Origin of the sequence: Pseudovibrio sp. Ad13, assembly GCF_001623225.1 — a bacterium.
In the GTDB taxonomy this organism is placed as follows: domain Bacteria; phylum Pseudomonadota; class Alphaproteobacteria; order Rhizobiales; family Stappiaceae; genus Pseudovibrio.
Map to the genome: position 1 here is coordinate 280,860 of NZ_LMCC01000018.1, position 20,078 is coordinate 300,937.

Annotated in this window: 16 protein-coding genes and 1 tRNA gene; 4 read left to right on the plus strand and 13 right to left on the minus strand. The window is 52.4% G+C overall.

Features of this window, described 5'->3' with window-relative positions; genetic code table 11:
- Window positions 1–14: 14 nt before the first annotated feature.
- Window positions 15–2,099: a hypothetical protein gene (locus PsAD13_RS22865; RefSeq protein ID WP_063319556.1), complete on the plus strand. Its 2,085-nt coding sequence runs from the start codon at window positions 15–17 to the stop codon at window positions 2,097–2,099.
- Window positions 2,100–2,158: 59 nt separating this feature from the next.
- On the opposite strand, the gene PsAD13_RS22870 is transcribed toward PsAD13_RS22865, so the two are convergent.
- Window positions 2,159–2,734 (minus strand): N-acetyltransferase, encoded by a 576-nt coding sequence (locus tag PsAD13_RS22870; protein WP_063319557.1) that lies wholly within the window; start codon window positions 2,732–2,734, stop codon window positions 2,159–2,161.
- A 323-nt stretch (window positions 2,735–3,057) separates the two neighbouring features.
- A complete protein-coding gene (locus tag PsAD13_RS22875) occupies window positions 3,058–3,462 on the minus strand; it encodes an NUDIX domain-containing protein (protein ID WP_063319628.1) in 405 nt (134 codons plus the stop codon).
- A 526-nt stretch (window positions 3,463–3,988) separates the two neighbouring features.
- On the opposite strand from PsAD13_RS22875, the gene PsAD13_RS22880 reads away from it, so the two are divergent.
- Window positions 3,989–4,924: a metallophosphoesterase gene (locus tag PsAD13_RS22880; RefSeq protein ID WP_084404799.1), complete on the plus strand. Its 936-nt coding sequence runs from the start codon at window positions 3,989–3,991 to the stop codon at window positions 4,922–4,924.
- Window positions 4,925–5,003: 79 nt separating this feature from the next.
- On the opposite strand, the gene PsAD13_RS22885 is transcribed toward PsAD13_RS22880, so the two are convergent.
- From PsAD13_RS22885 to PsAD13_RS22935, 11 genes are all read right to left on the minus strand, one after another.
- Window positions 5,004–5,633, minus strand: coding sequence for a hypothetical protein (locus PsAD13_RS22885; protein WP_063298348.1), 630 nt, complete (start codon window positions 5,631–5,633; stop codon window positions 5,004–5,006).
- A gap of 312 nt (window positions 5,634–5,945) precedes the next feature.
- A complete protein-coding gene (locus PsAD13_RS22890; RefSeq protein ID WP_063319558.1) occupies window positions 5,946–6,554 on the minus strand; it encodes a GNAT family N-acetyltransferase in 609 nt (202 codons plus the stop codon).
- 94 nt (window positions 6,555–6,648) lie between these two features.
- Complete coding sequence (flhA, locus tag PsAD13_RS22895) at window positions 6,649–8,823, minus strand: flagellar biosynthesis protein FlhA (protein ID WP_063319559.1); 2,175 nt, start codon at window positions 8,821–8,823, stop codon at window positions 6,649–6,651.
- Between the two features lie 19 nt (window positions 8,824–8,842).
- Window positions 8,843–10,216, minus strand: a complete 1,374-nt coding sequence (locus PsAD13_RS22900; RefSeq protein WP_057463629.1) for a sigma-54 dependent transcriptional regulator — start codon at window positions 10,214–10,216, stop codon at window positions 8,843–8,845.
- A gap of 31 nt (window positions 10,217–10,247) precedes the next feature.
- On the minus strand, window positions 10,248–10,565 hold the full coding sequence (fliN, locus tag PsAD13_RS22905; RefSeq protein ID WP_057463671.1) for a flagellar motor switch protein FliN: 318 nt from the start codon (window positions 10,563–10,565) through the stop codon (window positions 10,248–10,250).
- A gap of 81 nt (window positions 10,566–10,646) precedes the next feature.
- A complete protein-coding gene (locus PsAD13_RS22910) occupies window positions 10,647–11,327 on the minus strand; it encodes a FliH/SctL family protein (RefSeq protein ID WP_063303191.1) in 681 nt (226 codons plus the stop codon).
- A 36-nt stretch (window positions 11,328–11,363) separates the two neighbouring features.
- The gene (locus PsAD13_RS22915) at window positions 11,364–12,428 is read right to left on the minus strand and encodes a flagellar motor switch protein FliG (RefSeq protein WP_063303190.1); all 1,065 of its coding nucleotides are present in this window, start codon (window positions 12,426–12,428) and stop codon (window positions 11,364–11,366) included.
- A 1-nt stretch (window position 12,429) separates the two neighbouring features.
- Window positions 12,430–14,076 (minus strand): flagellar basal-body MS-ring/collar protein FliF, encoded by a 1,647-nt coding sequence (gene fliF / locus PsAD13_RS22920; RefSeq protein ID WP_082831042.1) that lies wholly within the window; start codon window positions 14,074–14,076, stop codon window positions 12,430–12,432.
- A 406-nt stretch (window positions 14,077–14,482) separates the two neighbouring features.
- Entirely contained in the window at window positions 14,483–14,761 is a 279-nt protein-coding gene (locus PsAD13_RS22925) for a DUF1153 domain-containing protein (RefSeq protein WP_054784903.1), read from the minus strand.
- Window positions 14,762–14,886: 125 nt separating this feature from the next.
- Window positions 14,887–15,543: a flagellar hook capping FlgD N-terminal domain-containing protein gene (locus tag PsAD13_RS22930; RefSeq protein WP_063294009.1), complete on the minus strand. Its 657-nt coding sequence runs from the start codon at window positions 15,541–15,543 to the stop codon at window positions 14,887–14,889.
- 23 nt (window positions 15,544–15,566) lie between these two features.
- Window positions 15,567–17,903 (minus strand): flagellar hook-length control protein FliK, encoded by a 2,337-nt coding sequence (locus PsAD13_RS22935; RefSeq protein WP_063294010.1) that lies wholly within the window; start codon window positions 17,901–17,903, stop codon window positions 15,567–15,569.
- A gap of 455 nt (window positions 17,904–18,358) precedes the next feature.
- On the opposite strand from PsAD13_RS22935, the gene mnmA reads away from it, so the two are divergent.
- Together mnmA and PsAD13_RS22945 are read left to right on the plus strand one after the other, a co-directional pair.
- Window positions 18,359–19,561: a tRNA 2-thiouridine(34) synthase MnmA gene (gene mnmA / locus PsAD13_RS22940; RefSeq protein ID WP_063294011.1), complete on the plus strand. Its 1,203-nt coding sequence runs from the start codon at window positions 18,359–18,361 to the stop codon at window positions 19,559–19,561.
- Between the two features lie 362 nt (window positions 19,562–19,923).
- Window positions 19,924–20,000, plus strand: a tRNA-Met gene (locus PsAD13_RS22945).
- The last annotated feature ends 78 nt before the right edge of the window (window positions 20,001–20,078 follow it).

Sequence of the window (20,078 nt, forward strand, 5' to 3'; positions counted from 1 at the left end):
GCACAGCTACACACATGACATGGTCTCTTTCCATCGACCCGCTTTTGCCCCTTCCGGCAATAATCGCGCTTGGAGTGATCATAGCTCTGGTCTGTGCCTACCTCCTCTTCGTCGGTATGCGCGGCGCCCTGATCCGTTCCGCCGCCTTGGCTCTGCTGGTTCTGACCCTGCTCAATCCGGCGGTCTTACGAGAGGATCGGGAGTACCTCCCAAGTACCGTTGTTGTCGTCTCAGACAACAGCCAAAGCCAGCAACTGGAAAACCGTGTAGAGCTGACTGAGGCGGCGCGAGAGGGTATCGTCAATCAACTTAAAGCTCTTGACGGCATTGATCTGCGGCAGGTCTCTCTCAATGATACTTCCATGGAAAGCGGCGATGGCACCCGCGCCTTCACCGCAATCTCCAATGAACTGGCTGATGTCCCGCCAGAGAGAATAGCCGGAGCCATCGTGATCACCGATGGTCAGATACACGATGTACCAGCCACAGCAGAAAAGCTCGGCTTCTCAGCCCCGGTCCATGCGCTCATCACAGGCCGTGAAGGTGAGTTTGATCGCCGTTTGAAAGTCGCCAAAGCCCCGCGCTTTGGCCTGGTTGGCTCAACACAGGTCGTCCAACTGGAATTGATTGAGGAAGGCACTCCGCAGCCCTTCGGCAATCGCGCTGAAATCATAGTCCGCCGCAACGGCGATATCCTGTCCAAGCAGTTTATCTCTTCAGGCTATCCGGCAGAAGTCGCAGTTGAGATCGAACATGGCGGCCAGAACATCTACGAGTTTGAGGTGGAAGCGCTCAATGGCGAGCTGACACCACTGAACAACCGCGCCCTCGTTACCATTGATGGCGTTCGCGAAAATCTCCGCGTCCTGCTGGTGTCCGGCTCTCCCCATGCAGGCGAGCGCACATGGCGCAACCTGCTCAAATCAGATGCCTCAGTCGATCTCGTCCACTTCACCATTCTGAGGCCACCGGAAAAACAGGACGGAACGCCAATCAACCAGCTGTCTCTGATAGCCTTCCCAACCCGTGAGCTGTTCTCCGTCAAGATCGACGAGTTCGACCTCATCATCTTCGACCGCTACGAACGCCGCGGCGTCCTCCCCCTGCTCTACTTCGACAACATCGCCCGATACGTCAGTGACGGCGGCGCAGTCCTCATCGCAGGTGGTCCTGACTACGCAGAAGCCAACAGCATCTTCCGAACCCCGCTGGGCCGCGTGCTTCCAGCCGCACCAACTGGTGAAGTCTTTGAAGAACCCTTCTTTGCCAACGTCTCAGAACTCGGGCTGCGCCATCCAGTAACACGCGATCTGCCCGGTGCTGGTGAAAGCCCGCCCCAATGGAGCAAATGGTTCCGTCTCGTCGGTGCAAATGTGCAAGAAGGCCAACCCATCATGACTGCGCTGGGCGATAAGCCGCTGCTGGTCCTCAGCCGCGTCGGCAAAGGCCGCGTTGCGGCCCTACTCTCTGATCATGTCTGGCTCTGGGCAAGAGGCTATGAAGGTGGCGGCCCACACGTCCCGCTTTTGCGCAGGCTAGCGCATTGGCTCATGAAAGAACCGGATCTTGAAGAGGAAGCCCTGCGCTTGTCTTTACGCGGTTCCAATCTGCTGACAGAGCGACAAACCCTCGCCAATCTGGTTGATCCGGTCACACTTACAACGCCCTCCGGCAAAACTGAGCAGCTGGAGCTGATAAAGGACACCTCAGGACATTGGACCGCCTCCGCCAAAGTGGAAGAACTCGGTCTTTATTCAGCAACCGATGGCGCACATACAGCACTGATCAACGTCGGCCCGCCAAATCCGAGAGAGTTTTTGGAAGTGGTTTCAACGGCAGACAAACTCTCTGGCATCACAGAACAGACAGGTGGTACAGCTTTGCGGATCGGCGGTGACGACGGCACATCCTTGTCCCCGCCCAACGTCATCGCACAGCGTTCATCCGCTCAATATCATGGAAACGGTTGGATCGGCATCAAACGAACAGACGCCAGCATCTTGAATGGCATAGACCGCTATCCGCTTCTCATCGGCTTCCTCGGCCTTGCCTTACTATTAGGGCTGCTGTCCTTCACCTGGTATCGCGAAGGACGATAGAAAAACATCTTAGATGGAAAAGGGATCTGCAGGATGAATTAATTCTCCTGCTCAGTCTTTCAAGTCGCCATTGCCAACGAGCCTTGCATCACATCTACCAGCTGGCTCTCACTTTGCTTTGTGGCTACCAACGCAGGCTTCACGTATCCACCAACCACAGCACCAGTCGGCATTTGCCCGCCCTGCAGTTTCAAAACAAGCAACCGATCCAGATCAACAGGCCCCGGCAATGTGATCTGGCCATGAGGCACCTGCTCATAACCGTGCGGCCCATAGTAAGGATGATCCCCAACCAGCAAAATGGACTGAACGCCCTGCGCTTTGGCCTCATTTGCAACAGTCGTCAGCAAAAGACGACCCAGTCCCTGCCCTTTATTGGCGGCCTTTACGGTCAGTGGTCCCAGCAACATGCTCTGGCTATTGCCAATCATGATGGGAGTGAGTTTCACAGACCCGGCAATCTGACTGTTGAGTTCTCCAACAAAACATAACTGAGAAGCTTGTTGAACGCCTTCACGGATTTTGAACGCAGTCCGTTCAAACCGTGCAGGGCCAAACGCCTCTGCTTGCATCTGCTCAATCTCGGAGAAATCTGCTGGGGTTTCCTGCCGCACCAGCCATTTTGAAACTATCATGTCACATACCACAAATCGAAGGAGGAAGACCGTCGATCCGTGTGGCTCGGGCAGTTAGACCGATGTTGGGAGCACACTGAGAGAAGGACGGCACGATGCACCACGCGAGAGCAAATCCCGCGCGTTCATTCGTCGTCGCTGTTCCCAGCAAATAGCCATAAGGCTCACACCCCAGTTTCTCGGTCTATCGCATGCCAGAGCACACGAAATATAATTTCAACTGACTAACTAACACGCAAATTTTCTGTCGTAAAGCACAAAACTAAGTGCAGATGCGTATTCGTTAGTTGTAGGTCACCTGCACGTAGGCCCTTGAAAAACAACTACCAATAGGGATCAGGCTCAGCTTCGCCCGCAATTTCCTGCAGACGACGCAGCGTCGCTGGGCTCACATCATCAGGCAGGGCATCCAACGCAAACAGCTGTAAATCTGAGATTTCCAGAGCCGGTCTTTTCCAGTCCGGATCTTGCTCAGTCAAGCTCACCTTAAAGAGGCCGACATGGTCCCGGCCTGTTCCTCTGCGGTTAAGATGCATGGAAAGCAACGCCACATCCGGTCCGCATCCATACCCCGTTTCTTCTGCCAACTCCCTGCGAGCGGCCTCCGCCATCGTCTCCCCGGAATCAACACCGCCACCAGGAAAATACCAGCCCGGCAGATATTGGTGACGTACGAGAAGGACTCGGTTTTCAGCATCAAATGCCGCAACGCGCGCGCCCATCGTCATTCCACGACTCAAAAGAGCCGCCGATTGCACCAGAATATTGATAATTCGCGTCTTAAAGCTTGCCACGTCTGGCCTCACAATCAATATAAATATTTGATATAACAGTACTATATTCTGAAATATCATTTATGCAAAAAGTGCATACCACCCTTGCAAAACTAACACTACACAACCCACAGGATAGGCGTAGAAAGAGATCAAAGAATAAGCATACGCCTAAAAATTAATCAGGGCGGCCCCATCACCTACTTATAATAGACACCCAATCCGCGTTTCCCAAATCGCAGGAGTAACACGTCATGCTTACTAAAGTTCTCGCTCGTTTCCGTCGCACAAAACGCTTCCATTGGGCACCAGCAGTCAATTCTGCAAACACCCACGACACTGCTGTTTTGCGTCCGTCTTCTTGCCTTTAAGGCAAATTGGAAGTCAGCATTGCCGATCTGTTAAAGGCGCTTGAGGGTAATTCTCAGAATTAAGGAAAACTCCTTGACCTCAGGCGCAATGCAGCGATGATGCGCAGGCTATGTTTAAGCTTGTACACATATCTGACCCACATCTGGGTCCATTGCCGGACGTTCAGCCAGTCCAGTTGGTCTCGAAGCGTATTCTTGGCTACATAAATTGGCGGCGCAACCGCGCCCATGTAATGACCAACTCTTATCTTGATGCACTGATACGCGATATTCACGCGCAGCAGCCGGATCATATCGCGCTTTGCGGAGACCTGGTCAACATTGCACTACCCAAAGAGGTTGCTGGAGCCAAAGACTGGCTCGCAACTGTGGGCTCTCCCGAGACTTTATCCCTGACACCAGGCAATCACGATGCCTATGTCCCAGGCGCTTTAAAGCAAGCCTACGGCGCTTGGCGGCCATACATGCAAAGCGATCCGGGCTTGGGGCTGACACCGCCTCTGGGAACTGATCCGCACTTCCCATTTGCCCGCAGACGAGGCCACGTCACGATTGTTGGCCTCTCCACTGCCAAAGCAACGGGCCCTTTCATGGCCACAGGCCACATCAGCAGCAACCAGCTGCGCGAGCTGGCAGACCAGTTGCGACGCGCAAAAGAGCGCGGTGATTTCCGCGTTGTCATGCTGCATCACCCACCTGTGCGCAACGCCACAGCCTGGTACAAGCGCCTGGTAGGCTCCAGCCGTTTCCGCAACATCATTGCAGAACATGGCGCAGAGTTGGTTCTGCATGGCCACACCCATCGGGCGACCCGTATGGAAATCAACGGGCCGGAAGGTCCGGTGCCTGTGATTTGCGTTCCATCCGCATCAAATGGCCTGAGTGGCCATAAGCCACCTGCTCGCTACAATCTCTTCACCATTGAAAAAGATGGCGACGGCTGGTCATGCATTATGGAAGAACGCGGTTTTACAACGGCAGGAGAAGGCGTGCACCACATAGCACAGCATGATCTGTCCATACCCAGCTTAAGGCAAGCAGCGTAGAGCCTGAACCTAAAACGTGGGGCTCGTTTTCAGATTAAAAGACAGAGAGGCATGCTGATGCCTCTCACAAAGACAACGCTTAACCCGCAAAAGGGTTCGCATATAAAGCCAGCGCCACAAGCCCCGCCGCCCCGATAACAGTTCCCAGCAAAAGCCCGCAGATCAGAATAAAGAAGTCACGCGCCTTATTGCGTTTGACCGCAACAGCTCTGCCTGCATTTTCCTGTTTAAGCTGGTCCAGCCTCTTGCCTGTTGGAACATCCTGCTGGCGAATGCGATTGAGCATCCAGTCTGCTTCCAGCGCACGTTCCTTTTCAATAATCCGCTCGGCAATATATTCGGTAATGCAGTCCGCCATATCATCAATATCGGCAGTCTCAAGTAAAACCATCCGTCCCAGACGGGTCTCCTTTACAAAACGATAGGAGTGGCGGTCACGGCCCATCAACACATGACTGGTCATGTCGATCCATAGGCGTGGCTGGGTACCGGGGACAATCTGGAAGGCAAACTGGTCATCGTCTTCAGGGACTTCCTTGAACACGTCAATCAGCTCTTCGCTGAGCAGTTCAAGGCGTGCCTTCTCGCTCTCCTGAAGGCTCACAACAACGTCTGTCCGTTCCATCTCCGCAACGCGCACTTTGCGAATACTATCTCTCAGCGACCGCACCTTCTCATGAGGCACAACGTTGTCATGTAGCTCTGACATGGCAGCTCCCGAATATTCGGTTGAACACACCCCGTCTCAACCGCCCCTCAACCTACGTACAACCAATCGATTTGCGTGCAGCCCTCACACATCGTCCACGATTAATCAAAGGTACATGGTAAAAGGAAACTAACACATCCTAGATAAAACTCTAATGAAACCTCATTAACTGTCCCGTTTTGGGCCACTTTTCCAACACCAACCCTGAAAGATTTCTGCCGCACAACTTCAAGGTTGCGCAAGAAACCCACTGCATGCAAGCGCGATTGCATCAGGCCAACCGGATGCTCCTAGCACTCAACCTGCTCTAGCCTATGGCAAAAAGGGGATGTGAGGGGCGCTGGATCTGTCAAGAATCTCATTCAGGCGCGGGTCATCGGCAACTTCAATGGACCGTTTGAAGGGCTTAAAGCCACTGCGGAGGTAAAACTGCAGTGCCTGTGGGCTATCCCCTGTGCATGTGTGTAACCAGAAGCGCTTTACCTCAGGACGAGAGAAAGCCTTGTTGATCGCGTGGTTCATCAGCCAGCGGCCAGCACCACCACCAACAGCTTCTGGCACTAGCCCGAAATAGCTCAGTGTGACTTCATCTTCCTTGGCAACATTCAACTCAAGCATTCCCACAGGCTCACCGTTCTTCATAGCCCAGTAAAACTCATTGGTCGGCTTGCTCAGTGTCGCCTCCAGTTCAGCGTCATTCATCACCAAACGACCAAACCAAAGCCACGGCTCACCCACACGTTTAAAGAGGGCTCTATACTCGGTAATGTCGATCTCGCCGGCCCGTTCCAGCGTAAGGTCAGGCCGCTCAATCGGCTTGAGAGCGGGCTTCTCCAACATCTCCAGATACGTCACCACAGTCGCGACTTTGCCTTCTGGCAAGTCTGTGTATCCATCAAGATCCAGTTGAATATGCGCCATCTCGCTCTCTCAAATTCGGAAGAAACAATTCACTCTGGGTAACTGGAAGCAAGAAAGGCCGCAAGTGTCCCAATCTCACGAAACACTTGAGATCCTATATGCTTGCCACTGTTTTCAGGCGTGCACGCGGGTGAACTTCGTTCTGGCTCATAACAAACGTATGCGCTCTAAACCGCTCAACAATAGACCGCACGAATGGACGTGATTGAGCTGAGCATAACAGCACAGGGACTTCCCCCTGATTGGCCGCCGCATCATAAGCATCACGAACCAAACCAACGAACTCCTGCAGCTTGGAAGGTGCCATAGCTAACTGCCGATCATCTCCATCCCCAATGATGCTTTCAAGGAATGCAGACTCCCATACAGGGCTCAGGCTGATCAAAGGCAGATAACCACCGGGCGCCTGATTGGCAGAGCAGATTTGGCGTGCCAGACGAGTACGAACATGCTCCGCAATGGCATTCGGGTTCCGCGTTGAACCAATCGCCTCCGCAATCCCTTCCAGAATTGTTCCCAGATCACGAATGGAAATGCGCTCTTCCAGCAGAGCCTGCAGCACACGCTGAATACCAGAGATGGAAATCTGGGTCGGAACGATATCTTCCACCAGCTTGGATTGCTCTTCATCCAGCTTTTTCAACAGAACCTGAACATCTGCGTAAGTGAGCAGCTCGGAGATATGAGACTTGATGGTCTCCGTCAGGTGCGTAGAAATAACCGTTGCAGGATCAACCACCGTATACCCAAGCAGATTGGCTTCTTCGCGATACTGCGCTTCCACCCAGGTCGCAGGCAAACCAAAGGTTGGCTCTGTGGTATGCGTCCCCGGCAGGCGAACCTGCCCACCAGCAGGGTCCATCACCATAAACTGGTTCGGGAACAGAGAGCCGCCGCCAGCATCCACTTCCTTCACCTTGATCATGTAATCATTCGCGCCAAGCTGAATGTTATCAAGGATACGCACTGACGGCATGATCACGCCCATATCAGAGGCAATCTGACGACGCAGCGCTTTGATCTGCTCGGTAACCTGATCTGTTTCCTGCTTATTACGCCCATTGATGATTGGCAGCAGCGCATAGCCAAGCTCAATCCGCAGCACATCCATTTTCAAGCTGTCGGAAATCGGCGCTTCCTGCGGCTCATCCGGCACTTCAGCTTCAACTTTTGCAGCCACTTCCACCGCTTTTTCGCGAGCATGCTTCTTACTTGCCTGCCGCGCCAGATAACCAGCAGCACCTGCCAATGCCAGGAACGGCAACATCGGCATACCCGGCAGGAACGACAGCACGACCATCACAAACGCAGACATGCCAAGCGCTTTTGGGTAACCAGTAAACTGCCGGACAAGAGCCTTATCGGCCGCACCCTCAACACCCGCTTTAGAAACAAGAATACCCGCAGCAGTGGAAACGATCAGCGCGGGGATCTGAGAAACCAGACCATCACCAATCGTCAGCAGCGTATAGTTTTCGGCAGCTTGAGCGAACGTCAGGTTCTGCTGCATCACACCAATAACGATACCACCAATCACGTTGATGAACGTGATCATCAGACCGGCAACCGCATCACCACGCACAAACTTGGAGGCACCATCCATGGAGCCGAAGAAGGTGGATTCAGATTCCAACTCTTTACGACGGGTCCGCGCAGTCTCCTCATCAATCAGGCCAGCACCCAGATCCGCATCAATCGCCATCTGCTTACCGGGCATTGCATCCAGCGTGAAGCGAGCAGAAACTTCTGCGATACGGCCAGAACCCTTTGTAATAACGATGAAGTTCACAATAACAAGGATTGCAAAGACGATAATCCCGATCACGAAATTACCGCCCATCACAAAGCTACCGAACGCTGCAATCACATTGCCGGCTGCGTCAGCTCCTTCATGCCCGTGCGCCAAAATCAGTCGCGTCGACGCCATATTCAACGACAGTCGCAACATGGTCGCAATCAACAACACAGTCGGAAATGCGGAAAATTCCAGCGGTTTCTGAATGAACAGCCCCACCATCAGGATCATCACGGAAAAGATGATCGAAATCGCGAGAAACATGTCCAGAAGCATCGCAGGCATCGGAACAATGAGCATCACGAGGATGACCATCACACCTGCAGCAAGCCCAAGGTCGCCTTGCTTTATGGCGCCCCAAAGGTCTTGGAAAAAGGCTGAACCACCAGCTGCACCTAGTCCGGGCACGCGAGCAGCAGAAGGAGCGTTGTCGCCTCCCCCTTGAGCTGCCTTTGTATTTGTCTCTTCAGACATCGCCGCGCCCTATCCGTTCTTATGCGTCTGCAGTGCCAGCACGTGCTTCGCCTGGCCCTGGAACCTCAACACCTTCTTTGGTGTAAAGGTTCAACTTGTTGCGAAGCGTGCGGATCGAAATGCCAAGGATCTTTGCAGCATGCGTACGGTTCCCCAGACAATGATCCAGCGTATCCAAAATGAGATCACGCTCCACATCAGCAACAGTACGCCCGACCATATCGCGCGAAACGGCTTCAGCTGCATGGGCCGCGCGCGAAGCCGTTTGCTGTCCAGCCCCCATGGCAATTGGAGATCCATCCGGCATGCGAATAGCGTCTGCATCAATCTCGCTACCAGAGGAAAGAAGAACAGCGCGGTGCATGGTGTTTTCCAGCTCGCGTACATTTCCTTTCCATTGGTTGGCCAACAGAAGCTGACGACCTTCCTGAGAAACCGGCAGTGCCTTAGTACCATTCGCCTTGGCATAAATTTCAATGAAGTGACTTGCCAGCTCCAGAATATCTGCTGGCCGCTCTCGCAGCGCCGGCAGTTTCAGGTTCACCACGTTCAGGCGGTACAGCAAATCCTCGCGGAAGCCACCATTGCGCACTTCCTCAGCCAAATCACGGTTGGACGTCGCGATGATGCGAATATCGACCGGTACCGGACGACTGCCTCCAACACGGTCAATCACCCGCTCCTGAATAGCCCGCAACAACTTGGCTTGCAGACGAACATCCATCTCGGAAATCTCGTCAAGCATCAAGGTGCCGCCATTGGCTTCTTCAAACTTACCAACACGGCGCGCAACAGCTCCGGTAAAAGCACCCTTCTCGTGGCCGAAAAGCTCGGATTCAAGAAGATGCTCAGGAATTGCAGCGCAGTTGATGGAAATAAACGCCTTATCAGCACGACTGGACTTGCTGTGCAGGAAGCGGGAAATCACTTCCTTACCGGATCCGGACTCACCCGTAATCAGAACCGATGCATCAGATGGAGCCACCTGCTCTGCCAGCTTGATCACACTCGCCATGGCCGCGTCGCGATAGATCAGGTCTTCGCGCTCTTCCGTAACAGCCGCCAGCACAGCAGCAATCAGCTCCGGATCAGGAGGCAACGGAATGTATTCCTTTGCTCCAGCCCGAATGGCAGACACAGCCGCGCGCGCATCCGTTCCCAACCCGCACGCAACGAGTGGCACATGGATACGCTCGCGTTCTGTCAGTTCCACCAGCTGACCAATATCTTCATTGACATCAACCATCAGGAGATCCGCACCCTGACCAGAACGCAAGACTTTCATGGCCTCAGGAACGCCAGGCGCATGGGTAACAGATGCTCCCCGCTCCATCGCGATCTTGGTTGCGGTCGTCAGCTGACCGCCAAGGGTCCCAACGATCAAGAGCCGCATGTCAGTTCCTTTCCAGTACGCCCCATGACAATCACTTATCCGCCTTGATGATTTCAGTCATGGTGACACCAAGCTTATCTTCCACGAGCACAACTTCTCCGCGCGCGATCAGCCTGTTATTCACGTAAACGTCGATTGCCTCGCCCACCTTCCGGTCGAGTTCCATAACGATCCCGGTATCCAAATGCAAAAGGTCGGAAACCTTCATCTTTGTATGCCCAAGCACAGCAGCCAGTTGGACCGGAACATCAAAAACAGCTTCCAAATCCTCAGCTGCTTTAATGCCGCCTGCACCTTCTTCATCCAGGCCACCAGCGCGCTGGGTACTCTGGTGTTGGTCCAGCACCATTCCCTGTTCATCACTGCTCATAATAAACCTTTCTGATCCCGCACCGGCCATAGCCAGCACGGTCATAGGCAAAAACTAAAATCACGCTGCTCGACTGGCCCGCTCGCGGGCGTCGAAATGAGATTTTATGACTTGTTCAATATGCTCAACCGTCTTCCGACGATCACGAATAATCCCGCCATCCGGCCATTCAATCCGGCAATCACCGCGCGACATGCTCTCTGACTTCACAACATGCACTTTGCCCTCAAAGCTGCTGTTCAAAACCAGACCGTCAACCATGTCTTCCAGCGCATGCGTATCTTCTGTCGGCACCTCAATCAAAATCTGAGGGATCTTGCGCAGAGGAGCCAAACATTCAGCAAGCAACGCCACAACTTCAGCAAGCGGCTCACGCGCAATAAGGTGACTACAAAGACGGCGCGCAATCAGAAAACACATAGAGACCAGGTTCTGCTCTTGAGCGCGGATCTGGCTTTCAAGATCACCCAGAGCAACTTCAAGTCGCTCCCGCAACACCACCAGTTCTTCCTGTGCACTCAGCTTCTGTTGCTCGGCAATGGCCTGCCGGGCCTGCATCTCACCACGAACAAACGCAGCCTCTTCAGCTGCTTTTAAAAGCTGCTTGTGCTCAGCAACTGTAATAGTAGGCTCCAGCGGAAGGACGTCTTCGACTGTTGCTGCGGTCTCAGCCTCATCGATCGATTTAGTATCAAACAAAAAGCGTCGCCGCACAGCACCTTGAGGCATCACAGTAACCATCAGCGAGCCTCCGGAGATCGCGAAGAAAAGGAACGATTAGTAAACAAACTCTTCCTCTCCTTTCTTCTTGTTAATGCTGATTTCACCAGTGGCTGCCAAATCTTTCGCCTTCAGTACAAGTGAGCTTTGCGCCTCATCTACATCGTGTAATCGAACTGGTCCCATACCTTCCATGTCCTCCTGAAGCATTTTTGCTGCACGCGATGACATGTTGGCCGTAAAGAACACAACAGCAGTTTCAGAAGCTCCTTTGAGAGCCATGGCCAGCTGATCCTTCTCAACATTGCGAAGCAAGGTCTGACAGGCAGCGGAATCTAGTTTCAACAGGTCCTCGAAGGTGAACATCAAATTGCGGATACGCTCTGCAGACTCACGGCTATCTTCTTCCAGCGCGGCCAGAAAGCGGCCTTCGGTCTGCCTGTCGAAATTATTGAAGATGTCGGCCATCATCTCGTGGCTATCACGACGGCTGGTCTGAGACAGGTTCGACATGAACTCGACCCGCAATGTCTGCTCAACCTTCTCCAGAATATCCTTCTGAATAGACTCCATGCGCAACATGCGGTTCACCACATCCAGCGCCAGCTCTTCATTCAGCAGCGCAAGAACGCGAGCCGCATGGTCACTTTGGATTTTGGAAAGAACCACTGCAATGGTCTGCGGATACTCATTCTTCAGATAGTTTGCCAGAACGTTTTCAGGAACGTTGGAAAGCTTCTCCCACATGTTCCGACCTGCAGGACCTCGAATTTCCTCCATAATGATCGCAACACGATCAGTTGGCAGGAAAGAGTTCAGCAGGCGCTCTGTAACGTCTACGTTGCCGTTCAACGCGCCACGAGTGGAAAGCCGCTTTAGGAAGTCTACAAACAACTCTTCCAGCATGGTCGGTGTAACAGGACCCAAGCTCGCCATTGCGCTGGAAACCTGACGCACTTCAATTTCATCCAACCCAGCCCAAATGGCCTTCCCATACTCCTGCCCAAGCGCCAAGAGCAGAACGGCTGCGCGCTCTGCTCCTCCAAGCTCTCGTTCAGCTATTCCGGATGAGACTGATAAGGCTTGTGCTGTCGATTCCTGCTGCTGTATCTCCTCACTCATCCTACGCTGCCTCGTTCAACCAACCGCGAACGATATTGACCGCTTCGCTCGGAGAATCTTCAATCAACTCACTTATTTGCTGAATTGAGCTTTGATGGAGAGCTGCCTGCATTTTGGCATCTTCAATCCATTCTGCTGTTGGCATTTCAGAAGGAACCTCCTCCATTTCACCAACAACACCTCCAATTTGCGCAGGGCCCTCAGCGACCAATGTGCCATCTGGCAGCATCTGAACACCGCCTTCTGCCGCCGCCGCTCTCTCTTCTTCTTTAGCAAGAATACGCTTCATCAGCGGAGAGACTGCGAAGATCAACAGCAAGATGGTGATCACAAACAGAACACCCAACTCAGCAAATTTCATGATGTCAGCACGTGTAAAGTCGAACAGCCCACCTTCGCTATCACCAAAGTCCTGAAGAGGAGCTTCGACAAAGCGCATGTTGACCACTTCAACATTATCACCGCGATGTTTGTTAAAGCCAACAGCAGTTCGAACCAGAGTAGCAATTTGCTCCAGCTCATCTTTACTGCGCGGTTGATAGGTCTGCGTGCCATCCTCGCTGGTTGTGTAGGTACCATCAACCAGAACCGCTACAGACAGCCGTTCCAGACCACCTGCTTCATAGATCTCCGTCACTGTACTCTTGGAAATCTCGTAGTTCAGGATTTCCTCAGAAACATTCGAGGCATCCTTGGACCCGGTTGCACTGCCAGCTGCGTCTGTATTCGGCAGCTGGTTGCCAACAGAAACCGTCTCCTCACCATTGGTGGAAGATGCATTCTCTTCTTTACTCTGAGAAGAACGCAACACCTGCCCATCAGGATCATACAGCTCCTGTGTCTCAGTTTTGCGGTTATAGTTGATTTCTGCAGCAACCCGAACACGAGCGCGACCGGTTCCAACGACGTTATTGAGGATCTCTTCAACCTGTTGCCGCAGGCGAGCCTCCATTGTCGAACGTCGTTCATCCAGCGAAGAGCCACCAGCAAGCCCTTCTTTATCGCCGGTTCCGCTGGCAAGCAAAGTGCCGCGCTCATCAACGATAGAGACGTAGGAAGGTTCCAGTCCTTCAACTGCCGTCGCAACAAGATGCTGAATGGCACGGATCTGCCCACCAGACAAAGAACCCTGCACCTTAATTGCAATCGAAGCTGTTGGCGGTTCCCGATCACGCTGGAACAACTGCTTTTCAGGGATCACCAGATGAACACGCGCAGAAGAAATCCGGCCAATGCTGCGAATGGTTCTGGAAAGTTCCCCTTCAAGAGCTCTGAGGCGGTTCAGGTTCTGCACAAAACTGGTTGCACCGAGCGTATCTGTCTTGTCGAAGATTTCATAACCAACACCACCGCCAGATGGCAGGCCAGCTTCCGCCATTGTCATGCGCAGACGATGAACGTTCTCCTGAGGGACAAGAACACTACGTCCGTTGACACCCAACTCATATGAAACACCTTGAGATTCAACCTGGCTAACAATCGCTGCAGCATCTTCAAGAGTAAGGTCCGTGAAGAGCGGCACCATCTGCGGTGCTGTCGCACGAACAATGATGAAACCGAACAGGCCGATCAACGTAACAGCCATCGCCCCCATCGCTGCCAGTCGCGCGGGCCCAAGTCCTTTCAAGAAGTCAAGGATTCCACTCACAGTTGCCGCCCCGTACGTTCAAATCGCTCATTCAAAATGTACCAGCAATACTCTCAACACCTTGGAAATCGGCGTGAATTGCCCCTGATTTGCTGGTAGGTAAAAATTGCCCGCCTTAGAGTTAACAAAAGGTTAATAAAACCCTAATAATCGGTAAACGGGAAATCTACCCACAAAGAAGCATTGTGGAATATCGCAGGAAAGGCCTTTGACTAGGCTTTTGAAGAGTCGAATGAATCTTGAGCGGCCTGTTCGGCAGATTTTGCCGAAGCAGTTAAGACATCATGGTTAATCTGTAAAATTGTACAAAATGTGGCTTCCACATACAAAAAGGCCGGCTGAGACAGCCGGCCTTTTCAGAACCTCAAACCTGTTTGGGTATTACACCCTTTTTGCCTGAAGCTTACTAGTTGCTGCGATAGTCCTGAACGCGTGTAGCGCGCAAGCCGGCTAAACCGTGTCGGTCAATCGAGTTCTGCCAAGACAGAAACTCTTCAACCGTCAAAGTATACCGGTTACATGCTTCATCCAGAGACAACAAGCCTCCACGCACAGCCGCAACCACTTCAGCTTTTCTCCTGATAACCCACCGCTTAGTAGAGGTAGGAGGAAGATCCGCTATCGTCAGAGGGCTCCCATCGGGGCCGATGACGTATTTTACTCGTGAACGTATATGTTCGGTCATTCTACTCTCACACAAACCATGACCAAGCTGAGGATGAGAATAGAACAAGGCGCTTAAAATTTGGCTAAGCCCCCATCAATGTTTTGGTAAGATTCATAACCGGGGATCTTAGTGGATATTAACTACTACAGAATTCCATTGACTCCAGTGACCTCACCCACGGGAATTTTAAGATCCCCCATGTGCAGAATAATGTCGCCAGTGCTGAAGTCCACGGCGTCCACTTTCCCTTTCACTTCGGTCTGAACAGCGAAAGGCTCGCCATTGGCATCCTGGGTAATAATATCAATGGAATAGGCGCCATCACCAGCTTTTGTGCCGTTTGTCGCTACGCCATCCCATTCAAAGGTATTGTCACCTTCCTTCAGATCAATCTCTTCCTGATAGACCTCAGCACCCTCACTATTTTTAACAGTAATGGTTGCCTTGCCTGCGGAAACGGCATCAAGATTCCACGAGGCTTTGTCATCTTTGAGCTGCGCAGTTGCGCTCTGAGCTGTCACTTCCTTACCGATATAGTTTACAAACTGACTCGCACTTTGCGTTTTGAGCTGAGTCAGCTGCTCCTCTAATTTCTCAGTAGTTGCAACCTGTTGCTCAACCATCGTGTATTGAACCAGCTGATTCGTATATTCAGCCGAATCGAGAGGCTCTAACGGATCCTGGTTTTGCACCTGCGTGGTCAGCAATGAAATAAACAGATCAAAGTTTGCATTTATGCTGTTCTGGGTGCTTGCGCCAGAGGAGTTTGCATTCGGTGTCAGTGCATTAATTGTAGTCATTGTCTATTTCCTCATACGCGGCATCAAACCGAGATATCCAGTCCACCAGCGCGGGCAGCACTATTTAAGTTGTTATGTGCGAGATAGTTTTCGTCTGGCAACTCAGTGCCTTCTGACGCTCGATCCAGCTGCCCGACATTGACCTGTCGGTTCTCTTGCTGATCTGAAGTCTGCGAGCCACGCCCTCCAAGTGAGAACTGAAGAGAGCTTTTATCGCTTTCGATCCCAGCTTCCTGAAGAGCCTTTTCCAACCCACGTTGATCTCGCTGCAAAAGTTCGAGAGTTTCAGGTCTCTCAACAATCAAATGCGCCCGTACGCGGCCATCCTTACTAAATTCAAGAGAAACATCGACTCCACCCAATTCTTTTGGATCAAGCCGGATTTCAAAACGATCAACGCCGCCACTTGCCTGTCGGGCAATCTCAGGCCACACAGCATTCGCAACATTCCTCAGCGTAGAGGTTGGCAGAGAGCCCATTGAACGGAATGCAGTGTCAGAACGTGCAGCAGTACTGGAGATTGCTTCAGAACTTTCCCAATCAAGCTCAGCTTCAGATCCATCCAACGGACCGGCAGCAAGCCCCCAACCGATTGCCGTTGTTGAAGCAACCTGCTCATTTTCCTGTGGCACCTTCACCTGAATACTGACAGAGGGCGTAGTACTTTTCTTGTCAGCGGATACTGCCTGCTCTGTAGGCTTGTTCAGTGCATTGGTAAGCTCATCAGCCTCCGGAGCATCACTAACCTCCGTGACGGATTCAAAACTCGATGTCGCTTGCACAGCTCCACCAGCAGTTTTGTCTTTCACAACCAACGGGGTCGCAACACTCGTCACAGCAGCAGTCCGGCTCACCTGTTCCGCAGAACGGACACTCGCTTCACTTTCTTGAACAGAGGATACATCAACAGCCTTTTGTACCTGCGAAGCTTGGCCAATCTTTTCTGAAGGCACATCAGGCTTGGAAGTCACATTCGGGAAAATGATGTCACTATCAACTTCAACAGACGCGGTCTGCACCGCACGCTGTTGATTGCCGACAAAGCTTGAACCAGCCCGATCAGTCTGCCGGACAAGCACAGGCTTTTCTAAGGAAGCCTCTGCATCACCTTCAATGGCATCAACAAGAACATCCCCGCGAGAAGACTGAACAGCTCCCTTAACCTCTACAGATTGCGGCTGAACAGGTTCGGATTGAACTTTGACACTCTTCACGTCTTGCGCTGTTGCTAGCTCACTGACCTGACGACCAACAACAGGTTGCGATGACCGAACATCCGCTTCACCTGCAGCACGATCCGGTGCAGCGGTCTTTTCGGCAGGGGCGCTGACTGAATTAGCAACAGTGCCAACATTACCGCTATCTGAGGTCGTGACAGCACCATTACCAACGGCATTGGCGACTTGCTCTACCTTAGCCCCATTGCTCGCTGGTTGAACTTGCGGTGAAGCAGCAGAACTCTGGGACTTCTCAGATACGCCTGAAGAACGTGCAATCAGCTCAGGAGAAACCTTAGCCACTTGATCTGAATTCGGGAGCTCCAGCGCATTTAACTGAGGCTCAGTTGAACCACCTTGCTTAACAACAGCACCCTGCTGCTCGGACGTCACGCGCTGCCGCGTATCTGAAGCATTGCGAGCGTTGCCTTTAGATTCCTGTACAGTTCCGGCGACGTCTGTCTCTTGAGCAACAGCTCCAACCTGAGCCGTTACCTGTCCATCATCCGCCTGCGGCAAGATCTGCCCACCACGCTCGGCCTGCTGTAAAGCACCAAGATTTACAACAGCACTCTCTACTGTCTTGGAAGAGATGGCCTCGCCCTCACCCACAATAGGAGAAGCGTTTTGAACATTAGCGACCGGCTGAGTAACTTTCGCTTCGCCTGCTTTCTCCGCTAAGGCTGGCTGACTGCCTGCCTCCTGGACATTTTGTGGCAAGGCAACAAAAGGCGCTTTCGCTTTCCCTTCGCCGCCATTGAGAAGAAGCGCTTCATCATTAGTTGTCGCAACTGCCCCCAATCCCGGAACCACACCAGGCACTGGCAACTGAGAAACAGTGGAAAGCGGCAGTTCACCAGCCAAACCAACAATCGCACTCTCCCCATTTTCATCCTTGATGAGATTTGGGCTCAAAACCGAGAGATCACCGCCAGTCGTTAAAGCTCCAGAAAAGAGATCCACCGCAGTTGCCGCTGCACCATCTCTCTCAGAAGCTTTGGCGAGAAGACCGGAGAAAGTATCGGCATTTTGGCCGAGCACACTCTCACCAAGCAGCGCATTACCACCTTGCCCCACAACGGGGCCTAAAGGCGTTTGCGGCTGAACAGGACCGGCTAAACTCAGCAAAGCAGATTGCGACATATATTCCTCAAACTACGCAGCACACACCATCAGCAACGATGGTCAAGACATCTTGCGCGCAGATATGCAATTAGCGGGCCAGCCACAAAATCAAAAATATATAAGCATTTTCAAATAGATAAACTCAACTCAACATTTCAAAGAACAGGCCACAAGATCACTTATTGCCCCCGCCTCGGCAACAAATGCCCAGCAAGTAAAAACATCAATCAAAAAGATTGGCCTTCCGTCGAGTTTTAGGTATATTCCCGCCAACTAGCACGCTCGAAGCGTACGCATGCGAAGCGTTTAAAAGAGAGCCCGCGTTTAGCCATCGCCAGAGCGCAGCAAGCACTAAGCAAGCAAAAGAAACTAATCTGCGCTTCAGACTTCAATGTCTCCCAGGATTGAAATCTGCTCGTGATGTTATAGATACGGCTCTCACTTAAACGCGCCTACAGGATGAGGTAATTGGAATGCTAAACAGTCTTGGCCTGCCCGGCCGCCCAGAAGACACACGGGTGGTTGTTGCCATGTCAGGCGGCGTTGATTCATCGGTTGTTGCCGGAATGATGAAACGCGAAGGCTATGATGTGGTCGGCGTCACTCTACAGCTCTACGATCATGGCGAAGCAATCCAACGCAAGGGCGCTTGCTGTGCAGGGCAAGACATCCACGATGCCCGCCGTGTCGCAGAAAAACTCGACATTCCGCATTACGTTTTGGATTATGAATCCCGCTTTAAAGAGCAGGTCATCGAACGCTTCGCGGACAGCTATATCAATGGCGAAACACCGATTCCATGCGTAACATGTAACCAGACCGTCAAGTTCAAAGACCTTCTGGAAACGGCAAAGGACTTGGGCGCTGATGTTCTGGTCACAGGTCACTATGTCCGTACAGGCGTGGAAGGCAATCAGCTTGCCATGTTCCGTCCTGTCGATCTGGACCGTGACCAAAGCTACTTCCTATTCGCAACAACGCAGGAACAGCTAGATTTCCTACGCTTCCCATTAGGTGGCATGACCAAACCAGAAGTCCGCGAACTTGCACATGAGTTTGGACTGGCAATTGCTGACAAGCATGACAGTCAGGACATCTGCTTTGTGCCAGAAGGCCGCTACACAGACGTTATTGCCAAGCTTCGCCCGCACGCGGCAGAACCAGGTGATATCGTCCATGTAGATGGCCGCGTTCTTGGCCGACACAACGGCATCATCCATTACACCATCGGTCAGCGCCGCGGTATCGGAGTTGCAACTGGTGACCCTCTCTATGTTGTTCATCTGGATGCAGATGGGCGACGTGTGATTGTCGGTCCGCAAGAAGCGTTAGCAACCCACAACCTGCTGCTGCGCGAAGTAAACTGGATTGGCCCAGGTACGCTGGACGATCTGCCGGAAGACGGCATCACTGTTTATGCAAAGGTGCGCTCTACCCGCCCACCAACAGAAGCAATTCTGCGCAAGAGCGGCGAAAACATTTTTGTCGAGCTGGTAGCAGGCGAATTCGGCGTAGCTCCAGGACAGGCTTGCGTCTTCTTCGACAAAGACGGTCAGGAAGCGCGTGTTCTCGGCGGCGGTTGGATTCAGCGTGCTGAAAAGCAGGAAGGCGCAGAAGCTGCCCTCAAAGCACTACTCGGAAAAGGCTGGGAAGCAGCAGGCTTTCCTGTAGGCTAACGCATTGCCAAACTGACAGAATTATTCAAAACGCCCCGCCTGACCTGATCGTCACCGGGGCGTTTTTTTGATCTCTCAAGCCTGTACCTTGCACAGCTTCAATACAACACCGCTCCACAAATCCCAGAAAAGCCACTCCGGAATTTCCAACTTGGTAAAAAATGAGATTTTCTTGTTCCTGACAACTGCAACTGGCAGTTATTGCTCAACGAAATTGGCATTAACCCTAGGTTTTCATGGAGTTTTTCACAAGAGATCATATTTCCACAAAACTTACTCAAGAACGCTTGACGCCACTCCTCTTGGGCCTTATACACCCCTTCACAGCGCGGCGGTCACCACCGCAACATAGCGCACCGGATGGCGGGGTAGCTCAGTTGGTTAGAGCAGCGGAATCATAATCCGCGTGTCGGGGGTTCAAGTCCCTCCCTCGCTACCATCTCTCTTCAAAAGAAGATCGAGACGACAAGGCACCGCAAGGTGCCTTTTTTATTGAAAAATTGATCTTCTCAATTTT

Bases quoted from the DNA above. Each gene is read 5' to 3' on its own strand.
- PsAD13_RS22865 (WP_063319556.1), top strand. From the start codon at position 15: ATGACATGGTCTCTTTCCATCGACCCGCTTTTGCCCCTTCCGGCAATA.
- PsAD13_RS22870 (WP_063319557.1), bottom strand. From the start codon at position 2,734: ATGATAGTTTCAAAATGGCTGGTGCGGCAGGAAACCCCAGCAGATTTC.
- PsAD13_RS22875 (WP_063319628.1), bottom strand. From the start codon at position 3,462: ATGACGATGGGCGCGCGCGTTGCGGCATTTGATGCTGAAAACCGAGTC.
- PsAD13_RS22880 (WP_084404799.1), top strand. From the start codon at position 3,989: ATGTTTAAGCTTGTACACATATCTGACCCACATCTGGGTCCATTGCCG.
- PsAD13_RS22885 (WP_063298348.1), bottom strand. From the start codon at position 5,633: ATGTCAGAGCTACATGACAACGTTGTGCCTCATGAGAAGGTGCGGTCG.
- PsAD13_RS22890 (WP_063319558.1), bottom strand. From the start codon at position 6,554: ATGGCGCATATTCAACTGGATCTTGATGGATACACAGACTTGCCAGAA.
- flhA (WP_063319559.1), bottom strand. From the start codon at position 8,823: ATGTCTGAAGAGACAAATACAAAGGCAGCTCAAGGGGGAGGCGACAAC.
- PsAD13_RS22900 (WP_057463629.1), bottom strand. From the start codon at position 10,216: ATGCGGCTCTTGATCGTTGGGACCCTTGGCGGTCAGCTGACGACCGCA.
- fliN (WP_057463671.1), bottom strand. From the start codon at position 10,565: ATGGTGCTGGACCAACACCAGAGTACCCAGCGCGCTGGTGGCCTGGAT.
- PsAD13_RS22910 (WP_063303191.1), bottom strand. From the start codon at position 11,327: ATGGTTACTGTGATGCCTCAAGGTGCTGTGCGGCGACGCTTTTTGTTT.
- PsAD13_RS22915 (WP_063303190.1), bottom strand. From the start codon at position 12,428: ATGAGTGAGGAGATACAGCAGCAGGAATCGACAGCACAAGCCTTATCA.
- PsAD13_RS22925 (WP_054784903.1), bottom strand. From the start codon at position 14,761: ATGACCGAACATATACGTTCACGAGTAAAATACGTCATCGGCCCCGAT.
- PsAD13_RS22930 (WP_063294009.1), bottom strand. From the start codon at position 15,543: ATGACTACAATTAATGCACTGACACCGAATGCAAACTCCTCTGGCGCA.
- PsAD13_RS22935 (WP_063294010.1), bottom strand. From the start codon at position 17,903: ATGTCGCAATCTGCTTTGCTGAGTTTAGCCGGTCCTGTTCAGCCGCAA.
- mnmA (WP_063294011.1), top strand. From the start codon at position 18,359: ATGCTAAACAGTCTTGGCCTGCCCGGCCGCCCAGAAGACACACGGGTG.